This window comes from Vibrio fujianensis (genome assembly GCF_002749895.1).
In the GTDB taxonomy this organism is placed as follows: Bacteria; Pseudomonadota; Gammaproteobacteria; order Enterobacterales; family Vibrionaceae; genus Vibrio; species Vibrio fujianensis.
Window position 1 is genome coordinate 276,302 of sequence record NZ_NBUS01000041.1, and the last position, 18,864, is coordinate 295,165.

Annotated in this window: 16 protein-coding genes; 3 read left to right on the top strand and 13 right to left on the bottom strand. The window is 39.0% G+C overall.

The window, feature by feature from the left end; genetic code table 11:
• The coding region (locus tag B7C60_RS18550; RefSeq protein ID WP_245868994.1) for a helix-turn-helix domain-containing protein at positions 1-331 on the top strand (331 nt) is incomplete at its 5' end.
• A gap of 165 nt (positions 332-496) precedes the next feature.
• On the opposite strand, the gene B7C60_RS08470 is transcribed toward B7C60_RS18550, so the two are convergent.
• The 3 genes from B7C60_RS08470 to B7C60_RS19995 form a co-directional block, all read right to left on the bottom strand.
• Complete coding sequence (locus B7C60_RS08470) at positions 497-1,780, bottom strand: carbohydrate porin (RefSeq protein WP_099611268.1); 1,284 nt, start codon at positions 1,778-1,780, stop codon at positions 497-499.
• Between the two features lie 471 nt (positions 1,781-2,251).
• Positions 2,252-3,853 (bottom strand): glycoside hydrolase family 16 protein, encoded by a 1,602-nt coding sequence (locus B7C60_RS08480; protein ID WP_099611270.1) that lies wholly within the window; start codon positions 3,851-3,853, stop codon positions 2,252-2,254.
• 184 nt (positions 3,854-4,037) lie between these two features.
• Positions 4,038-4,160, bottom strand: coding sequence for a hypothetical protein (locus tag B7C60_RS19995; protein ID WP_272870143.1), 123 nt, complete (start codon positions 4,158-4,160; stop codon positions 4,038-4,040).
• 424 nt (positions 4,161-4,584) lie between these two features.
• Between B7C60_RS19995 and B7C60_RS08485 the strand changes: the two genes are divergently transcribed.
• Positions 4,585-5,580, top strand: coding sequence for a LacI family DNA-binding transcriptional regulator (locus tag B7C60_RS08485; protein WP_099611271.1), 996 nt, complete (start codon positions 4,585-4,587; stop codon positions 5,578-5,580).
• 91 nt (positions 5,581-5,671) lie between these two features.
• Here the strand turns inward: B7C60_RS08485 and B7C60_RS08490 are convergent, their stop codons facing one another.
• The 6 genes from B7C60_RS08490 to B7C60_RS08515 are packed head-to-tail and all read right to left on the bottom strand — an operon-like array spanning position 5,672 to position 14,785.
• Positions 5,672-9,127 (bottom strand): hypothetical protein, encoded by a 3,456-nt coding sequence (locus B7C60_RS08490; protein WP_099611346.1) that lies wholly within the window; start codon positions 9,125-9,127, stop codon positions 5,672-5,674.
• Positions 9,128-9,178: 51 nt separating this feature from the next.
• The gene (locus B7C60_RS08495) at positions 9,179-10,165 is read right to left on the bottom strand and encodes an ABC transporter ATP-binding protein (RefSeq protein ID WP_099611272.1); all 987 of its coding nucleotides are present in this window, start codon (positions 10,163-10,165) and stop codon (positions 9,179-9,181) included.
• A gap of 9 nt (positions 10,166-10,174) precedes the next feature.
• Positions 10,175-11,131, bottom strand: coding sequence for an ABC transporter ATP-binding protein (locus B7C60_RS08500; RefSeq protein WP_099611273.1), 957 nt, complete (start codon positions 11,129-11,131; stop codon positions 10,175-10,177).
• Positions 11,128-12,108 carry an ABC transporter permease gene (locus tag B7C60_RS08505; RefSeq protein WP_099611274.1) on the bottom strand — a complete coding sequence of 327 codons (981 nt, stop codon included), beginning with the start codon at positions 12,106-12,108 and terminating at the stop codon, positions 11,128-11,130. Before B7C60_RS08505 ends, B7C60_RS08500 begins: the two co-directional genes overlap by 4 nt.
• 14 nt (positions 12,109-12,122) lie before the next feature.
• On the bottom strand, positions 12,123-13,097 hold the full coding sequence (locus B7C60_RS08510) for an ABC transporter permease (RefSeq protein WP_099611275.1): 975 nt from the start codon (positions 13,095-13,097) through the stop codon (positions 12,123-12,125).
• Positions 13,098-13,150: 53 nt separating this feature from the next.
• Positions 13,151-14,785 (bottom strand): ABC transporter substrate-binding protein, encoded by a 1,635-nt coding sequence (locus B7C60_RS08515; protein ID WP_099611276.1) that lies wholly within the window; start codon positions 14,783-14,785, stop codon positions 13,151-13,153.
• Positions 14,786-15,134: 349 nt separating this feature from the next.
• On the opposite strand from B7C60_RS08515, the gene B7C60_RS08520 reads away from it, so the two are divergent.
• Complete coding sequence (locus B7C60_RS08520) at positions 15,135-15,917, top strand: type 2 periplasmic-binding domain-containing protein (protein WP_157928690.1); 783 nt, start codon at positions 15,135-15,137, stop codon at positions 15,915-15,917.
• Positions 15,918-16,042: 125 nt separating this feature from the next.
• Here B7C60_RS08520 and B7C60_RS08525 read toward each other — a convergent pair whose 3' ends face one another.
• The 4 genes from B7C60_RS08525 to B7C60_RS18555 form a co-directional block, all read right to left on the bottom strand.
• Positions 16,043-16,789 carry a phosphatase gene (locus B7C60_RS08525; RefSeq protein WP_099611278.1) on the bottom strand — a complete coding sequence of 249 codons (747 nt, stop codon included), beginning with the start codon at positions 16,787-16,789 and terminating at the stop codon, positions 16,043-16,045.
• Positions 16,790-16,817: 28 nt separating this feature from the next.
• Positions 16,818-17,552 (bottom strand): nucleoside/nucleotide kinase family protein, encoded by a 735-nt coding sequence (locus tag B7C60_RS08530; protein WP_099611279.1) that lies wholly within the window; start codon positions 17,550-17,552, stop codon positions 16,818-16,820.
• A gap of 9 nt (positions 17,553-17,561) precedes the next feature.
• On the bottom strand, positions 17,562-18,080 hold the full coding sequence (locus B7C60_RS08535; protein ID WP_099611280.1) for an MltR family transcriptional regulator: 519 nt from the start codon (positions 18,078-18,080) through the stop codon (positions 17,562-17,564).
• A 59-nt stretch (positions 18,081-18,139) separates the two neighbouring features.
• On the bottom strand, positions 18,140-18,864 hold a 725-nt coding region (locus B7C60_RS18555), incomplete at its 5' end, for a zinc-binding dehydrogenase (RefSeq protein WP_245868997.1).

Consider the following 18,864-nt stretch of genomic DNA (forward strand, 5'->3'; position numbering starts at 1 on the left):
AAAAACCACACTGGCGCTAAGCCGCGCGTTGATTTTTATTGAGCAGCACTTTACCGATAGTGGCCTTCACAGTGGGGATATTGCTCAAGCGGCGTTTGTCAGTCAGCGTCAATTAGAGCGATTATTTAAGCAATTTCTCAACACCTCACCCAATCTGTACTTGCGTGAAATGCAGCTCAACTATGGGCGTACTCTCTTAAGTAATGACAGGGGTGTTTCGATTCAGCACGTGGCGGAACAGTGTGGCTTCAGTGACAGCAACTATTTTTCCAAATGCTTTAAACAGAAATTTGGCCAAAGCCCACGTCAATACATGGCACAACAAAAATAAAAAAGCCGCTGCTGTCAGCGGCATAATGAATGGCAGTGGTATGCATTCATGCAACAAAAACAAGTTCCCCCTGTAGCCCGACTTGCCAGTTGCGAAATCGGGAGTAGCGGTTCCCTAAAGTGCCACTCCCTACGAGGTAATCTCTCCCATTACCCTACAGGTGGCTTACCACCACATGTCTGCTTGAATACCCACAATAAGATCGGAATTATCCCGTTTAGAACCATCTAAATAAGTCGCTAAGAAGCGAATTTCTGGAGCAGGGCCAAAACCAGTAGGGACGATCACCGTCGGAGCAACCGTCAGCTTATAGTTAGTAGCATTATCACCAACCCCATATTGATCTTCCCATTTGTTATATTGAAAACCAGCTTCTGTGGCAACAAAGAAGTTTTGCGAAATAGGGAAAGAAGGACGAACCATAGCTGATGCCCAACTATCTTTTCCTCCGTTATCTAAATCATTATATTGACCTTGAATCGAGTGGAAGATACTGATTCCATTTTCAAAGAAGTATCCTCCCCAAACTAATGCTCGTGCAGAAACATCTCCACTTTCTACTTTTTTCATTTTTGATGGGCCTTCTAAAGCACCATTTCCTGGTTTCCATGCGTTATACGTGGTTAATGTGCCACCAAGTAGTTGGCCAGAGCCAAGCCCCTTACCTGCTTGCACAATATATTTAGTAAATCCTTTTTCAGAAAGGCCAAATACCTTATCTGAGTGAACAATAGCAGTCATTTCCATACCATTGCTCGCGTACTCTGTACCATCAACAAAGTTATCTGGTAGGTATTTCCCCATTGCATGTAATTCCACCCCACCTAGATCCACTCCAACATGTACCGCATGCATCGGATTATTTGCATTAGTTGCCCAAAATTCACCTTCTGCATCATCACTAACCACATAGGCAAAGTCCCACTTATAACCACCTAGCTCAATCCCTTCAATTCCCACACCAGTACCAGACATATCGGTATAGAAAAAGTCAGTCATAAAAATATAGTTGTCTTTGCCATAAAAACGAGTCCCCCCCCAAAGAGTACCCGTCTCCGTAACACCATCAAATTCAACAAAAGTTTCGACCATACCAATACTACTATTAGCAGCATCTGCATTTAGCCCTAATTGATTTTCACCTTGAGATTGAGCATTATCAGCTCCAGCACGAGTTTTAATGCGAATTTTTTGCCCATCATCATTTTCAAAATTTTTCTGTAACGCCAGTTCAAAATGATTATCAGATTCAATCCCTAAACGACCTAATCGTTCTTTAGAGGCTGGAAATTTGGTTCGTTTATAATCATCATTTTTACTGAAAAGCGCACCGGCACGGAAATAACCGTGAAATTCAAAACCATCTGATTTTTCAGCATAGGCAGTAGGTATAGTGCTCAGTCCTGCAGTTGCAACCAAACAAGCGAGGGTTAGCTTAGAAAGTTTCATATTAACTCCATGTTCTATCATTAACGCCATAAAGAAAGCGCTTTCTTTAGTATTTATAGGAACTCTGAACATTAGTAAAAGACACAGATGGATAATCCACATCTACTTAATCAATAAGACTAATAAAATAAAGCCTTAAGGACTATGTTCAGCGCAAAGAAAGTATAAAATGATCTTCAGATACAAAACTGTGATCACTCTCATTTAAGAAAGCGCTTTCTTAAATATTTATCACACTTTTATATTTTATCGATACCCAAACAACTTGGAGTTGTAGGTAGGCGGCAAGTGAGTGAATCTCCATGAGCATAGGCAAGCTATGTGATTGGGGTGAACGAACGTAGCCAACACCCCTGCAGCTTCAAGTAGGAAGGGTATATTAATAATAGAGAAGTTAACAGCATCGCTAATTGAATTCGCAAAAAACAACTCGTGATGTAAACATCACGAGCTGAACACGACAGATTTAGATCATTTTTTTTCGAAACGAATGTTATCTAAACTGAAAGTCATCGCAGCCGTAGGTTCAAACACCAATAAGTTATTGATCATGGTTGGATCTGCTTGATTGCCAGCCACAAACCGGTTTGACTGAGCGAGTAAATCCACCAGTTTGATGCGCACTTCGCCCCATTGACCGATTGCTGGCAATTCCACCGTCATATCACTGGTTTTTGGCCAGCCACTGTCTATTTTAACCATCAACTCACTGCCGTCGGTCATCGACTCCACCTTGATATCAAAAATCAACTCACCGCTCTCCAACCAATGGCTCACGTCGGTGGTGGGTGAACGGAAATAGAGATTGCCCGCACCGTTTTGCTTGGTGATCTTCAACACTTGACCGTGTTCGCCATCGGCCATTTCTTGGTGCGACACGATGTCCATTGGATCGTAACTGCCGTACGCCAAGTTACTGTTGAGGCTATCGGAGAAAATATCTAAGTTTGGCCCCTCAGCGTAGCGATCATCTTGCGCCAAAATCGCTGGGGCTTGCTGCCCTTTGACCTTCACCGCTTGCTCACCGATGGTCGCACAGCCTTTACCTTTCCAGCGATCTGCCGAGCAGCGATACACTTTCACGTAATCTATTAGCATAGTTTTCGGGAAGTCCGATTTGTCCACGCCTTTCTCATTAGCATTGGCAGACCAAGAGCCGCCCACGGCAAGATTGAGCAGCAAATGGAAACGTTCATCAAACGGTGCTGCCCCTTTGGCGTTGACCAGAGCACCATCGACTTTGTATTGACTGTACCACTCATCTTTCGTTTGTGTCGCATAGTGAATGTTGTCGACATACCAACGAACTTCCCCTTCTTCCCACTCAATCGCATAGGTGTGGAAGTCATCCGCTGGATTGATGTTGTTGGGCAGCGAAGCACCTTGACCACTGTAGACGTTATCTGGCCATGCTTTACCATAGTGCAGGCTGCCGTAAATGCGGTTTTCACCATCGCCCGCTTGTGCTCCTGGCGCATCGGATTGTGCTTTTAAGTTAACCGCTTCCATAATGTCGATTTCACCAGACGCCGCCCAAGTGCCATATTTGTTATCGGTCGGCAGCATCCAAATTGCTGGCCACACTCCCTGCCCAGATGGCAGTTTGGCGCGGATTTCAAAGCGGCCATATTTGTGGTCACGCTTGTCTTTGGAGCGCAGACGTGCCGAAGTAAATGGCAGGGTTTTATTCGCCCCCGTTTTACCCTCAGCACCATCCGGGCCAGTGAAACTCTCTTTGTGCGCCACAATGTGCAAGTAGCCATCTTGAACAAAAGCATTGCGACTGCGCTTGGTATAACACTGCTGCTCGTTGTTACCGCCGCCCCAACAGTTCTCTTCTAAACTCCAGTTACGGCTGTTGATTTTACAGCCGTCAAACTCATCGGCCCACACCAGTTGCCACTGGTCGCTCGGTGGTGTGGGTTGATCCTGCAGCATCACTGGCTTTTTGGTTTGAACGAAGTCTGTTCCGGAAGCGCTGTCATTTGGGCCTGTTTGGCTACAACCCACCAAAAGGCCAAGAGAAACGGCCAAAGCAAGCGGGTTAATTGGATTACGATTGTTCGATGTCATGATTCCTCCGCACGGGATGCCCCGTGACTGCATTGTCGGTGTTGAATCCGCTTAACGGCAAACAGGCTATGCCACTCGCATAGCCCTTCTCCGCGGATAAACGATTATTTGTTGAAGACCACATTGCGCACTTCCACCACACCGCCATCAATGTCGGCAGTGCCACTGAAGTAGATCAGCGAAGTCACGTCGCTAAAGTCGGGGATGCCTTTGAGCTCAAACGATAGGCTGCGCCTTTCCATGGCTCATCAAACGCTTGGAAGAAGAGCAGTAACACGGACTTCATGATGTTTTTCATCAGATTCATTCTTAGTGTCCTTACGTTATAGATTGGAATAAAACAAAAAGAAATCGCTTTCTTTTTGTTTCATAAAAAGAGCGAGAAAACAAACTGAGAAGACAGATCGCTTTCGCTAAACGACAGCAATAAAATTGAAAATCCCATATTTTGCAATGTCTTCCGTCGATAAAACCATTCTAGAAATAAATAAGGATGAAAAACGTGAGCATCACCAAAAAGCAAGCGCTTTCTTTATGTATAGATCACATTATAATCAGTTCTGCTACGTTTACTTATAATTGGTTTACTTATAATTGGCTTAGTGAACCAGTGCTGAACCTTGTTCAGTTCCAATATTTTCTATCTCGACCGCATAAGCACTATGCACTTAGAGATCACAGGGTTACACTGTCGCCCTGAACTCAAAAGGTACTATATAAGGGGAGTTCCATTGATCACCATTAAAGAAGTTTCTGAGCTAGCGAAGGTTTCTCAATCTACCGTATCACGTGCCCTTAACGGCCACCCAACGGTAAAAGAGGCCAATCGTAAAAAAGTTTTCGAGGCGATTGAAAAACTGGGTTACAAACCTAACGCCTTTGCACAGGCTCTCGCATCCAGTCGATCCAATAGTATTGGGATGTTGGTGGGATCACTCGATGGCCCATTTTATGGCCCACTTATGCACCATGCAGAAGATACAGTTAGAAAAAATAACATTCATTTGATCGTTACTAGTGGGCAAGAGTCTTATAGTAAAGAACTCGATTCGATTTATTTTTTACGTTCAAAGCAAGTTGATGGCTTGATTATACATTCAGATAAGCTCTCTGATGATGAATTAATTGATGTGGTTAAACAACAAAATACAACGATTATACTCAATCGTTATATACCGGAAATAGCTGATCATTGTATCTATATTGATAATGAATTAGGTGGTTATTTAGCAACAAAGCATTTACTTGAAAATGGTCATACTAAAGTTGCCTGTATCTCAGGTCAACTAAGTAAAGGAGATAGTAGAGATAGATTACAAGGTTATCGAAATGCCCTAGCAGAATATGGTATTGATTATAATGCAGCTTTATTTGTTGAAGGTCGATTTGACCACCAAGGCAATCACGATGTTGCTCGGCGTTTATTAGACCGAGATCCTACCATTAGTGCCATTTTTTGCCAAAATGATAACATTGCACTGGCTGTATATGATGTTGCTGCTGAACGAGGATTAATCATTGGTCAAGATATTTCTGTTGTGGGGTTTGATAACGATACACACAGTCAACATATAAGACCTCGTTTAACAACCATTAACTTTCCAGTACAAGAAATGGGTATTGAAGCGGCAAAAGGTGTTTTAGCTTTAGTTAAACAACAAGCGTACCCTCTTAAACACAAACTAACTCCAGAATTAGTAATTCGAGATTCGGTAAAAATGAGATAAATTTAATCTCAGCCCATTATCTGTGTATCATGGTGTTATGTTTAATATTATTCAAAAGTAGGCCCCACATGGTGAGGCCTATTTATTTTCGTTATTCAACGTCTTTATATAACAATTTTTCAGGTAGATAAACAATGATTTTTTCTATTTCACCACGACGCTCAAAGAGACTTTGACTCCTCGATTTTGGCAGCTGTGTACCTTGATAATTCTCTATTTTCCCATCCATCATATGCACAAAAATTTTTGCATGTTCTGCACTAGAAACTTCATAAATAAAGGGAACTTGACAATAAGTAAAGGCCAATTGGTTCGCTTTTAATACATAACTGACATGAACTTTATTAACATTTAAAAAATTAAATGTTGCTGATTCTGACAAAAATTCATCACGTTTTAGTAGCGATGGAATAATTTTTAATCCTTGCGACTTAACCTGTAACCCTAGCTCACCAAATCGCGTTAATATTTCTTCTTTGACTTGTCCTGTCATACCAGGCTGTTGTGCACCTGCATGCTTAGGTGTATGAGAATAAGGATCCGTCGGAAATGCACCATAATTTTGTGGTGTTTTATTAAATCCGATACCATGACGAACACGATAATAATATTGAGCTAATAACTTGGTTTCTATGCTATCTGGATCTTGATTAAATGAATACTGATAGTTCTCCTGAACAGCTAATAACAATTTAGATACCATATGCCAATAGATACATCCTAACCCTTCGTATCCAAACATCGTTCCCGAGCGACCCGTAAAGGTTCGGTGATTAAACACTTGTTCATAAAGTGTTTCTAATTCATCCCACTGTTCTTTTGGAAGCTCTGGATAATCAGCTTGTACTTGATTTATAGCTTTGCGAAGAGAATTCACATTCTCAAATTTTGCATGAAAATGCCCATCACCTTGTAAGTCACGCAATACGATACGATGATCATTATTTGCCAACATCGCAACTATAACAGGACTCGCTTTAATTTGATCTGACTCGATGCGATTACGTTCGACAAAATTGATTAATTCGCGATCTGGATAAAGCATAAAACTTTGCTGATCTTCACGATACATATCGCTATTAAATAGGTTATTCAATAATTCTACAGCTTGCTTTGGCGTTAAAAATCCGGCACTCAATACTGCCACTTGACCTTCTAACATTGGGTAAAGATTTTCTATGCTAAGACTTTCACCAGAATAAGTCAGAATGTTATATGCATTATATAAACCATCTTCACGTAGATTACTTTTAATACTGGAATCGAGTACAACAAGACTCACTTCTAGTAATTTTTCAATTGTACTTTTTTCCGCTTTCGTTTTGCCTGAGAAGCTATTCATACGGTAGACACGTTGTCTAAACTCATCTGCGGATTTTTCCAATAAGGTTAGAATCGCTTTACGTGTTTGACGGTTTACTGTGCCCTGACGAATTTCTTTGTTCGCGTCCTGTAAAATTCGGGTGATTGAGAGCATCCAATCAAACACCTCTTTTGAGATTGAGATAGAAGAAGGTAGAACATTCACCATCCCTTGCATAAAAACAACATAACGACGCATATAGTACAACGTCACCATCGAAAGACCATTACCCACTATTGCGTTATTAGCATCGTTCCATTCTGGACGCTGAGTATTAAGCCAAATACCTCCATCTAACACTAAGTTGCTAAGTTTAGAAAGTAAAGGAACAAGAATTTTTTCACAAAGATTGACCATATAGACCTGCCCTGATCCAGTAAGCACTAAACGTCCATCACTGCCTATCTGAGCAATTTTTTCTTCAATACGCTTTTGTAATTCATAGTTAAAGGTCACTGTATCTTTTGGATTGGCAAACAAACCATCAACACTACACAGTTCATAAGGTACATTTGCATAGCTAAATAAATCTGAGGTTAATAATTCTTTGAGTTCTTCTGGTTGATATTTTTTAGAAAGCTCAAGAAATTTCAGTAGATAAATAATTTGGTGGTCGCCCCAATAACCAATATTACTCCATGGGTCATCCGCTTCCAGTAACTCCCAATCGATTCCATCTTTAGTAATGCGATAAGGATTATAGCCATCCATCGTCGAGGCGTTAACAAATTTAGCCATGAAAGAGGAAATAAATCCAGGATAACTCAATGCTAACGCTTCCCAGTTTTGAAAAATATCTCGCCAATTACCTTGGTAAGAAAGTAACCGTTCACCATTATCATCTTTAAGTTTAATCTCATAATGATTCCAAGGTCGACTTGGGTCACCATGGCGACGGCCAAACGTTAGAGGAAGGTACTCGTAGCTTAAGCGTACTAATTGAGTATCACCAGTTTGCTTTGCTAATTTGACCAACTCAGCATGGGTAAAACCATCCGGTAATTCATCAAAAAAGAGGCGCTGACGTGTAACCACAGACCGATTTGTCTGCATCATGGTTTTAAAAACGTCTTTTTTATCAAGCTGATAATTATTTTCAATCACACCACCACGCATACTATTAAACAATACATTAGCGTAATGATGAACATACGTTGCTTCCTGTTCAGTTACTTGCCAAGCATCTCCCCCAGACATTAAAAAAATCAACTCTTGCTGATTTTCCATAATGTTGGTTTCGATTTTTTGTGCTAGTTTCGCGGGTGTTGCTAGCTCTTGTTCCAATTCTCGAACATCGCAATGATTTTTATCAATATCCGCAACAATTAACCAATTTTTACTTTGATTTTCCAACAACTTCACTGTTTTATTAATTAAATAACTTCCTCGAACACCTCGCGAGATAGGTTGATTGACAAGCCTTTCACCACAACGAAATACACTTATTTGCTCACTGCTTAATAAAATTTGTTCAAGCTCATCATCCAGAGAAAATACCGTAGTCGCAAGTAATGACTCTGCAGGCTCAGCACGATCACTTAATTTTGCATACATGGTATAAAGTGCTAAAGAAGTATCGACTACTTGTTCATTCCACTTATAAGCATCGACTAATGCACTACGAGTTTGTAAAGCCGCAAGTGGTGCTCCAGATGGAAGTATATTTTGTAAGCCGTCCAATATATCTAGTGTACGAGGCTTACCAGATAAATCGGTAATTTCAGCACGTCGAATAAATCCATATTTTTCACACGTTGTCCAAGAATATTGAAATTTTAATTTTAATGTATGGTTAAGCTCTTCAAAAACAATTTTATCACCAAGGTTATTTTTATAAAGGTGACGCTCAACTTGATATAAACCATCATGAAAACGATTAAATGGTTCCCAAAGTGACCACTCTTGTTGATTTTTAACTCGAATAATTGTTTTTGAGCCTGTATTTTCCGCACTCTCATGAATATGGTCAACGGACTTATATGGAAAAAGTGCATTTTCAGGACGAATACGTCCAGCAGATAAACTACCAGTCGAAGAAATAAAAAACCAATGGTTGCTTGAAGAAACAATACTGATAAAAAACGGATCTATTTTATCAACATGGCTAATTTTATAATAACGTTCACCATGTAAATCGACAAAATGGCCTTCAACAGAACTATTCATATTTTTTTTTACATTCATCATGTTATCTCAATATAATGAAAGCGCTTTCTTTTACGCTTTTTTAAACGACTAACGATTAATATGGTGGCAACGTGCAAAGTGATTTGTCCCGACTTTTCGAGCTTCAGGAAAGCTCAGACGACACTGCTCAGTAGCTTTTAAGCATCGTGGAGCAAAAGGACAGCCAACACTGCTCGGTTTCCATAATGGGATATCTCCTTTTTTAGCTAACAGTTCTCTTTTGCCAGCTCGACCAACTTCTGGAACTGCAGATAGCAGTAATTGTGAATAAGGATGTTCAGGATTTTGGGTTACGCTATCACTATCGCCCCATTCCACCATATGCCCAACATACATGACCGCTGTTTTTTCCGCAAAATAACGCGCTGTAGCAATATCATGGGTTATATACATAAATGAAATGCCATGCTTATCTTTTAGATCTGACATTAAATTTAATATGCCTAGACGTACTGATACATCAAGCATGGAAATAGGCTCATCTGCCAAGATAACTTCGGGATCTACCGCGATAGCACGGGCAATCGCCACACGTTGACGTTGGCCTCCACTAAGCTCATGCGGATATTTTTCGGCGGTTTCTTTTGCCGGAGATAACCCCACCATTTCCAGTAACTCGAACACTAATTTAGGAATATGAGCTTTATCAGCACGCTTATGAATTAATAAAGGGCGTGCAATATGATGGTAAATACTATGCACTGGATTAAGTGAACCAAATGGGTCTTGAAAAATCATCTGTACTTGTCGTGCATATTCCAACTCACCGTTTTCCTTAATATACTCCGCTAGTGGTTCTCCTTTAAAAATAATTTCACCCGCTGTTTCTTGATAAATTCGAGTTAATATACGAGCTCCTGTGCTCTTGCCTGAACCCGATTCTCCAACAATAGCCAGAGCCTCGCCTTTTCTTAATTCAAAAGAAACATCATTGACCGCTCTCATCACATTATCTTTGACAGACTGTCCCAATGGAAAATCTTTGACAAGATGATTAATGGACAAAATCACTTCATTTTTTTTAATACTTTCCATATATTCCTCTTATCGAATAAGGTGACAAGATACTAAATTACCATTTTCAACGGATATTAACTGAGGTGCTTGCTGCTGACATTCTTCTACACAGACTGTGCAACGTTCTTGAAAATTACACCCATTTGGTAGGTTCAATAAATTAACAGGGTTACCAGGTATTCCATACAGCCTCTCTTTGGGGCCATGAATTGTAGGAAAAGAGGAGATTAAGCCTTTAGTATAAGGATGTTGAGGATTACCAAAAACCTCACTCGCTTGGCCAAGTTCAATCAAATTACCTGCATACATCACCCCGATACGGTCTGCAATTTCTCCCATAAGACTTAAGTCATGGCTGATGAATAAAATAGAAAAACCGAATTTTTGTTTTAATTCATACAATTCATTTAAAATTTCTCGTTCGACAACAACATCAAGTGCAGTTGTTGGCTCGTCCATAATAATTAGTTTAGGTTTCAATACCAAAGCAATAGCAATGACGACTCGCTGACGCATCCCCCCACTTAACTGATGTGGAAAACTTTTCATGCGATCGGCATGGATTCCGACGATATTTAATAGTTCAACCGCTCGTTCATACGCTTGTTTGTAAGAGACTTTTTTGTGCGCAAGTATCACATCCGTTAACTGCTCACCAATGGTAATGACCGGGTTTAATGAATTCATCGCACTTTGAAATACAACCGACACCTCATTCCAACGAAAATCTCGTAGCAGTCTATCGTTCATCTTAAGAACATCGCTACCCTTATAAAGGATCTCACCTTCTGAGATCAAAGCGGGTACCTTGTGCAGTCGAGAAATAGCAAAGGCTAAGGTGCTTTTACCACATCCAGACTCACCAGCAAGCCCCAATGTTTCACCTGGGGCAATAGATAAACTAACATGATTAACTGCGCGAGCTACCCCATTTGGTGATACGTAATCAACACATAGGTTATTAATTTCTAATAACTTATTCATAATAAACCTCGGCGTTTATCTGCTTCTTTTTTCAATTTATGCCACAATTTAATATGAGGCCCTGTACGTAATTTAGGATTACTAACCTGATCAATAGACATATTGATCAAGGCTAAAGCTCCGCCCGTTAAAGCTAATGCAATAGCTGGAACCAACATTTCCCACCAAGCACCGGTGTATAAGGAAGAGGAAGTTTGTGCCCAATAAAGCATCGATCCCCAGCTCACTTCAGTAGGATCACCTAACCCAAGAATACCCAAACCAGCTTCAGCCCCCATGGCATAAATCACTGTTCCAAGAAAGCCACCAAAAACGATTGAAACTAAATTAGGAAGTATTTCAACTAAAATAATTCTAATTTTAGATTCTCCCATCACTTCAGCTGAAATAATAAATTCTTTATGACGAATAGCCATTGTTTGCGATCTAATTACCCTCGCTCCCCATGGCCACGAGGTTAAACCGAGCAAAACAGTAATGACAAGCGAGCCAACCTGCCCTAAAAATGCAGCTAAAACGATTAATAAGGGAAGCTGAGGAAATACTAGGAAAACATTAGTGATAAAATTTAACCGTTCATCAATTTTCCCTCCAAAATAACCAGCAGAAACACCAACTATTACCGCTAAACTCATGGCAATAATCCCTGCACTTATCGCAACAGAAAGTGATTTTCTAGCACCATAAAGCACTTGGCTATAAACATCTCTTCCACTTCTTGTCGTTCCGAGCACGTGTTCAACATTAGGCGAAACATGAGGACGAGCGACACGCCTTTCTGGATCATGAGACGCAAGTACAGGGGCAAACATTGCACCACATAAAATAATCGATAACAACAATCCACCGATAATTGCAGGAGGGTTACCATAAAAAAATGCATATGCTTTATTGGCAATGTTTTTTATTCTTTTAGAAAAAGATATTGGTGCATCACTAGAGCAATCTATTGACTTGGTAGAATTTTCAATATTCATAATAATTTTACCCTTTAATTAGAAATACGAGGGTCAAGCCAAACGTATAATAAATCAGCGATGAAATTGGCTGTAAGCACAGCAGTAACTAAAATAAGTAATATGGCTTGAATTAGCGGATAGTCACGAGCAACAATACCTTTTAACAATATATTCCCTAAGCCTTGATAGTTGAAAACAACTTCTGTCATTATTGAACCAGCAAATGAAAAACCAATCGCCATTGCAATCGCAGTTGCAACTGGCAATATTGCATTTCGCCCAGCATAACGTGACATTACCCTATAACTACTTAATCCTTTCGCTTCTGCCATTGTGACGTAATCTTCACCTAATACATTAATCATTGCATTGCGCATATTAAATACCCATGTTGCAATACCCACAATAACCATGGAACCAACCGGTAAAACGGCATGTTTTACAACGCTTAATATAAATTCAAATGTCCAAGCAGGTTGCAATGATGAATCATAAGTATAAGCAAGGGGAAACCATTCTAATTTTAAGGCAAAAAAGTAGAATAATAACAATGCGGTTACTACATATGGGAAATTACTAATAAATGCTAAAATGGGTGGCACAATTTGACCAAATACCCCTTCTCTCCGATAAGAGGCGTAAGTACCAATACTCACACCAATAATCAAAGCAACAATTAATGATCCCAAAGCTAGAAACATAGTCCAAGGCAATGCCATTGTAATAACCTCTGAAACACTAACGGGAAACATGAGAACAGAAGGGCCAAGATCCAGAGTAAAAACACTTTTCATATAAGCGATATACTGCTCAAAAATATTACCATCTACGAAGCCATACATTTCTCTAACCGCATCCATCTGTGCTGGATCCATTCGGCCTTGAGCTGCAGCGAATAAAGCATCAACCGGATCACCAGGCATCAATCTTGGCAACATAAAATTGAATGAGATTGCAATTAAAAAGGCAGTAAAGTAAAAACTAAACCTGCGTAGTAGAAACGACATAGTACACCTTTAAAAATTTGGGGCTATAAATATTTAGCCCCATAAATATAGAACTATTTTAAATGTAAATTATTTAAAATAATCACCCGTTTACCACCGTCATACCATACTGGTTGAACATAAGGATTTTTCTCATTTGGCCATCCAACGAATTTCTTAGTACTATATTGAAACCAAGTAGGATTCGAAAAAAGTGGGATAAAAGGTAAATTTTCAGCAGTATATGTTTGTAACTCTGATAAAATATTTTCTTGTTTATTTAAATCAGCTGTTTTACCAAAACTATCAATGAGATTATCAATTTTAGACGAATGAACACCATGCCCTGCATGCCAGGTTTTACCGATACGAGAAGTATGGAAGTACTCTTGATAAGCTAAAATAGGATTGGTCGCAACCATGGACCAGTTAATAGACATGGTATAGTTGCCTTCTTTTAAATTAGCATCATATACAGCCCAATCAACCGTTTTAACTTTAGCTTTTACTCCAACTTCAGCAAAATACTCACTAACCATTTGAACAACTTGAATCCAATCTGTCCAACCATTAACAACTTCAATGTCAAATTCAACGGTTGAACCATCTTTATTATTTCTAAAGCCATCACCATTACTATCAATAATGCCCGCTTCATCAAGCAATTTATTAGCTTGCTTCATGTTATATTCTGTAATATACCCATAATTTTGTGCGATCTTAGGATCAATATGTGTTTGGTATAACTCCGCAATACCTCCTACATTATAGTTAGGTGTCGGATAACCATAAGCAGCAATATCAACAATGGCTTGTCGGTCTAAAGACATCGACAATGCCTGCCTTACTCGTAAATCATCAAATGGTGGTTTTTTCGTATTAATATATAAATGAATCGCATCGTTCGCAGGATACCAAAAATGATTATTTTCTTTATCTTGTTCAACAAACGTGGACTCAACATCTGCAATAAAATTCGATCCCCAATCGATCTCTCCACGGATTAATGCTGGTTGAATCTGAGAGTTATCATTGTATGAACGGAAATTGATACAGTCTAAATATGGACGTCCTTCCAAATAATAATTAGGATTACGACATAGCTCCATCTGCTGAGGCCGCACATACTTCACCGTTGTCATGGGACCACTACCAACAGGATTTGGGTTGGTAAAGGTTGTTATATCAGAAACTTTCGACCAAATATGTTTAGGGACGATATGATAACGTTCAAGGTTCCATACAAAAGTAGAGTCAGCAGAGCTTAGTTGAAAAACGACAGTGATATCATCAACGGCTGAGATAGATTGTAAATTTCCTCCTGACCAAATCCCTTTTTGGTCAAATGCTGGCGCTTCTTTTGTCACCATAAAGCTATATACAACATCATCAGCCGTAATTGCTGTACCATCTGACCACTTAAGATCTTTCTTTAATGTCAAAGTGAGTGTCGTTAGATCTTCTGAGTAGTGATATGTTTCTGCTAAACGAAAATCCGTTTTCCCTGTCATATTGTTAAATACAAGTAGTGGTTCAAACATAACACCATGAAGTAAGTCTTTGGTGGTATAAGGATTAAAATTGTCCACAAAGCCGGTATTGATAATCGGCACGGTTAATGTGCCTCCTTTCTGAACGGCTTCAGCAGCATAAGCGTTCATTCCTATCATGCTTGCTAGCATGGAAATGAGTAAGGTTTTCTTTTGCATCACGTTGTCCTTTTTAATTTGCCATAAAGAAAGCGCTTTCTTTTTATGATTCTGAAGAATTTGTGGCGAATGTTCAACTCCATGAGTCGAAAAACTAATCCTTGATCACATAATAGTGAATAATCTTTATTACCAATATGACCAAAACAAAAAATAACCATATTTTTCAATAAGTTAAAATTATACTTTAGTTTATTATTTTCATATCCATGATTTAATTATAAAAAACAAGGTGAGAATTTTGTCTCGGACAATCTAATTTATTGCCACAATTAAGAAAGCGCTTTCTTAAAGAGGAGTAATAAATTAAACTACCAATAGTAATCGAAAGATGGAGGCTGATAAGTGTATGATTAAATTTTGGAATGGCAATAAAACCACCGTACGCCAGCATTATGAACTGGCTCTCATGCATCAATTGTTTTCACCAAAAATGATCATAAATGATACTCGTGATTATCCAAACCCTGATGATGAAGCCAATATTTTTAACAATGGTACTCATATGATAGTCACGGTAGCTGGTAATCAAAAGTTTATAAACCACTCTTTTTTATCGATTGATCCCCCGATTTGTAAAGGAACGCTGGGCTGCCGTGTTTTAATCGTAAGAAAAGATGATATTCCTTCATTTCATCCAGTGAATAGAAAGATGTTGGAAAAAAAAACGGCTGGTTTTCCTGCTACATGGGCTGATGCAGAGATATTCCGGCGTAATCATTTACCAGTATTAGAATATGGTGATCTCAGAACAATATTAAATTTATTGTTAGATCATCAGTGTGATTATATCTCTTTAGGCATTACAGAAGCCCAATCTGTCATTGATCAATATCCAGAAATAAAACCGAAACTAATAATTTTAAAAGATGTACTCCTTTACTATCCATTACCTCTAATTTTTTATCTATCACCGAGTATGGATAAAGATATGAAAAATATAAATAATCGCTGGAATTCGCTAAGAAAAAGTGAAAAATTTGATCAAATATTTAATCAACACTATTCGACGACTATGCAACAACTACAAACAAACATATGGAAAGTCATTTACTTAAATAATCCATTTATTCCCAGTCAATATGCCGATTTTCGTTGTGATTTTTTAGCAGAGTATACGCCACATTCATAAACAATGTTAATAGCTAATTCTATACTCAAACGATTTGGATCAACAGATAGGCAGCAACCCAATGAGCATATAATTGGGGAATTGACTGGCTGCCGCTGTCGATAATAATTCGCTTAGGTAAACCTTCAATATAAATGTTCAAACTCGTTAATTTTTGGTTTTCCACGCAACAGTAAAAAGTTTAGAAACCGAGCTGTTGAAGTGGTAATAACTTGCTCTTCGTTAACATGGTATTTATCAAGTAGTGGTTTGACTAAATCTAAACGGGCAATCTCTTCACAAAAATGAGCATCCGATCCTGTACTAAAAAATACGCCGATAGCCTGACCGAGCTTAACAATCTGGTCACATCGTTGATCGCTACCTTTTCGGCTTTTCCCTGTCAACGAGGTATTATTGACTTCAATAGCCACATGGTAATTTTTAGCACAGTGCAGTACACGTTCCATATCGAATGGATAGTTAGGATTACCTAAATGTCCCAGAACATCGACTCGTCCACTCTTAATGATATTGATTAAAGCCTCTGTATGCAGCGCTTCATTTGCGGGTTCAAAGACCGGCTCATGGAAACTAGCAATGACCCAATCGAGATGTTGGTCTGATGAAAAAGGTAAATCAATCTCACCGGCAACATTTAAAATATTGGCCTCGACACCTCGTAAAATACCCACATCGTAAAGAAAGCGGGGCAAAATTCTTTGATTATTAAAATGCCAGTAGTGGGGGGCTCCCGGCATTTTAGGAGCATGATCCGTGGTACAAAGAAGTTTTAGCCCCTTATTCTTAGCAGTTAACGCATTTTCTAAAATGGTGCTGTAAGCATGCCCACTCGCAATCGTATGGGTGTGGCTATCAATAACGATATTCATATTTTATCCCCTAAAGTCATAAGGCTATTTAGTCGATTTCGAATGAACCCTTTTTATTTAAAAATAAAGTCAAATCAGCAGCAATCGAATGATTAAGTACTTTATCAATATTGATTGCATCTGAATGACGATAAAACGTTATTGCCTCTTCGAGAGATAAACCTCCGCGAACTTTTCGATTAACCAATCGCTCTTGAAGATATTCTGCTTTTGTATCAATAAAGACGGTGAAATCGGCCAAACGGTAGAGTTCATTCCAAACAGGTTCATTTAATAATAGCCAGTTACCTTCTACCACCACTACATTACGATTCACGGTAATAGCGTCATCAACTGGATCATGCAGATTTCGATCGTAATAAGGCCACTTAGGATCTTTAATTTTTAACTGTTTCAGCTTGCTGATCAGCTCGGTTAAATTAAATGTTTCGTAAGAACCTTTAATTGTCCGTAATAATATTTTTTCGCCATTGCGTTCAATCATATTATTATCCAGAATATCATTCGGATAGTGAAAACCATCTAGTGGCAGTACTTGCAGCGGTTCGACATATTCATTGCTCTGTGAAAGGTGTTCCCAAAATGCCGCTAAGGTAGATTTACCGCTACCAGGAGGAGCACATAGGAAAATAACGATCCTTTCTTTTTTCTCATAATAAAGACGGGTAAATTTTTCGATCAGAGGCTGATGAACTCTCTTGACATCCACACGAGGGAAAGTCGCTTGTATTTCAAAACCACTGACATTTAAGTTTACTTTCATGTTAAGGCCTTACTGATTAATTTCCTCTTCGATTTTCTCGATCAACATTTCACACGATAATTTCAATACGGTTTTAATCAGAGATTCATATCTCATCTGTGAAAAGGACTCAAATGAAGAGAACTTTAACTGATTGATCGAGTCAAGATAGACGCTATCTTGTTGTGAAGAGAGCACTGCTTGATTCTTAATAAAGTCATAAATAATGTTATCGGAAAATTTAATCTTTTCGGGTTGAGAAAGTCCATACTCTAACATTTGTTCATACAAACCAATGTCAGCATAGGTTTGCAATGATATTTTACCCATAGCAAACATCAATTTAGAGATAACATCGGTGGTTTCCAGTGGCCCATCTTTTTTTAATAAAGGTTCCACTGCATACTCTTTCACTAAATCGTCTTGAACAAAGATATTCGGCAGTAACGTTTTTAGCTTGAGGTTGATGATTTTGTTAGAAATCTGAAGAAATGCAGTGGCACTTTCACACTCATCTAACTTCTCCAGTAATGCATCTACACGGGACAACGCTTTATCACCTCTTTATGATGTGGTAACCCAAAGGCTACCACATAAAATAATGATCATTAAATCGTTAAATTCACATCATAAAATTCTAATAACGCTTTCTCTGCTGATGCATTCCACACATAGTGGTTTGCTTTCAAAATAGCATCTAACTCAATAAAGAATGGATCTTGCTCCGCGAGTGATAAAAAATCATCAATGGCGGTCAAGGGGAGATCAATGTGTGGATAAATTAGCTTTTTCCCTCCGGGAATATCCAATTGATGTAAAATAGTATGTGGTGCTGCTTGTAGCCCACCGATATGGGTAATCATAAAGGATGGGTTAATTTTTCCTTGTGCAGACAATTCAAGAGATTCCAACATATCTCCGGTAGAGCCGCCAGATGTGCCAACAATATGTGTTGATTCGTAATGCACATTATAAAAATTAAACGGGACTTTAAATTTTTTATCCGTAGGCCCTGCAAAAAAGTTTAAGCAACCATCATTACCCAATAATTCGTCTGCTTGTTCTAATACTTGTGCAACTGCCGCATAAACCATCACATCATCATATCCGTTACCTTGGTTAAGAGCTTTAAGATGAGAGACAGGATCATCACATTTCGCCGTATTCACATAATGTAATTCAATGCCTTGCGCTCTTGCTTGTGAAATGGGAATTAAGGTTTCAGCACGCTCTAAACGTGCAGCATCAATATCAGTAACCACCACTAACTTAGGTTTCACTGGCCCATTAATTGCGTAATCAATAGCACCAATCCCCATCGGGCCGGCGCAAG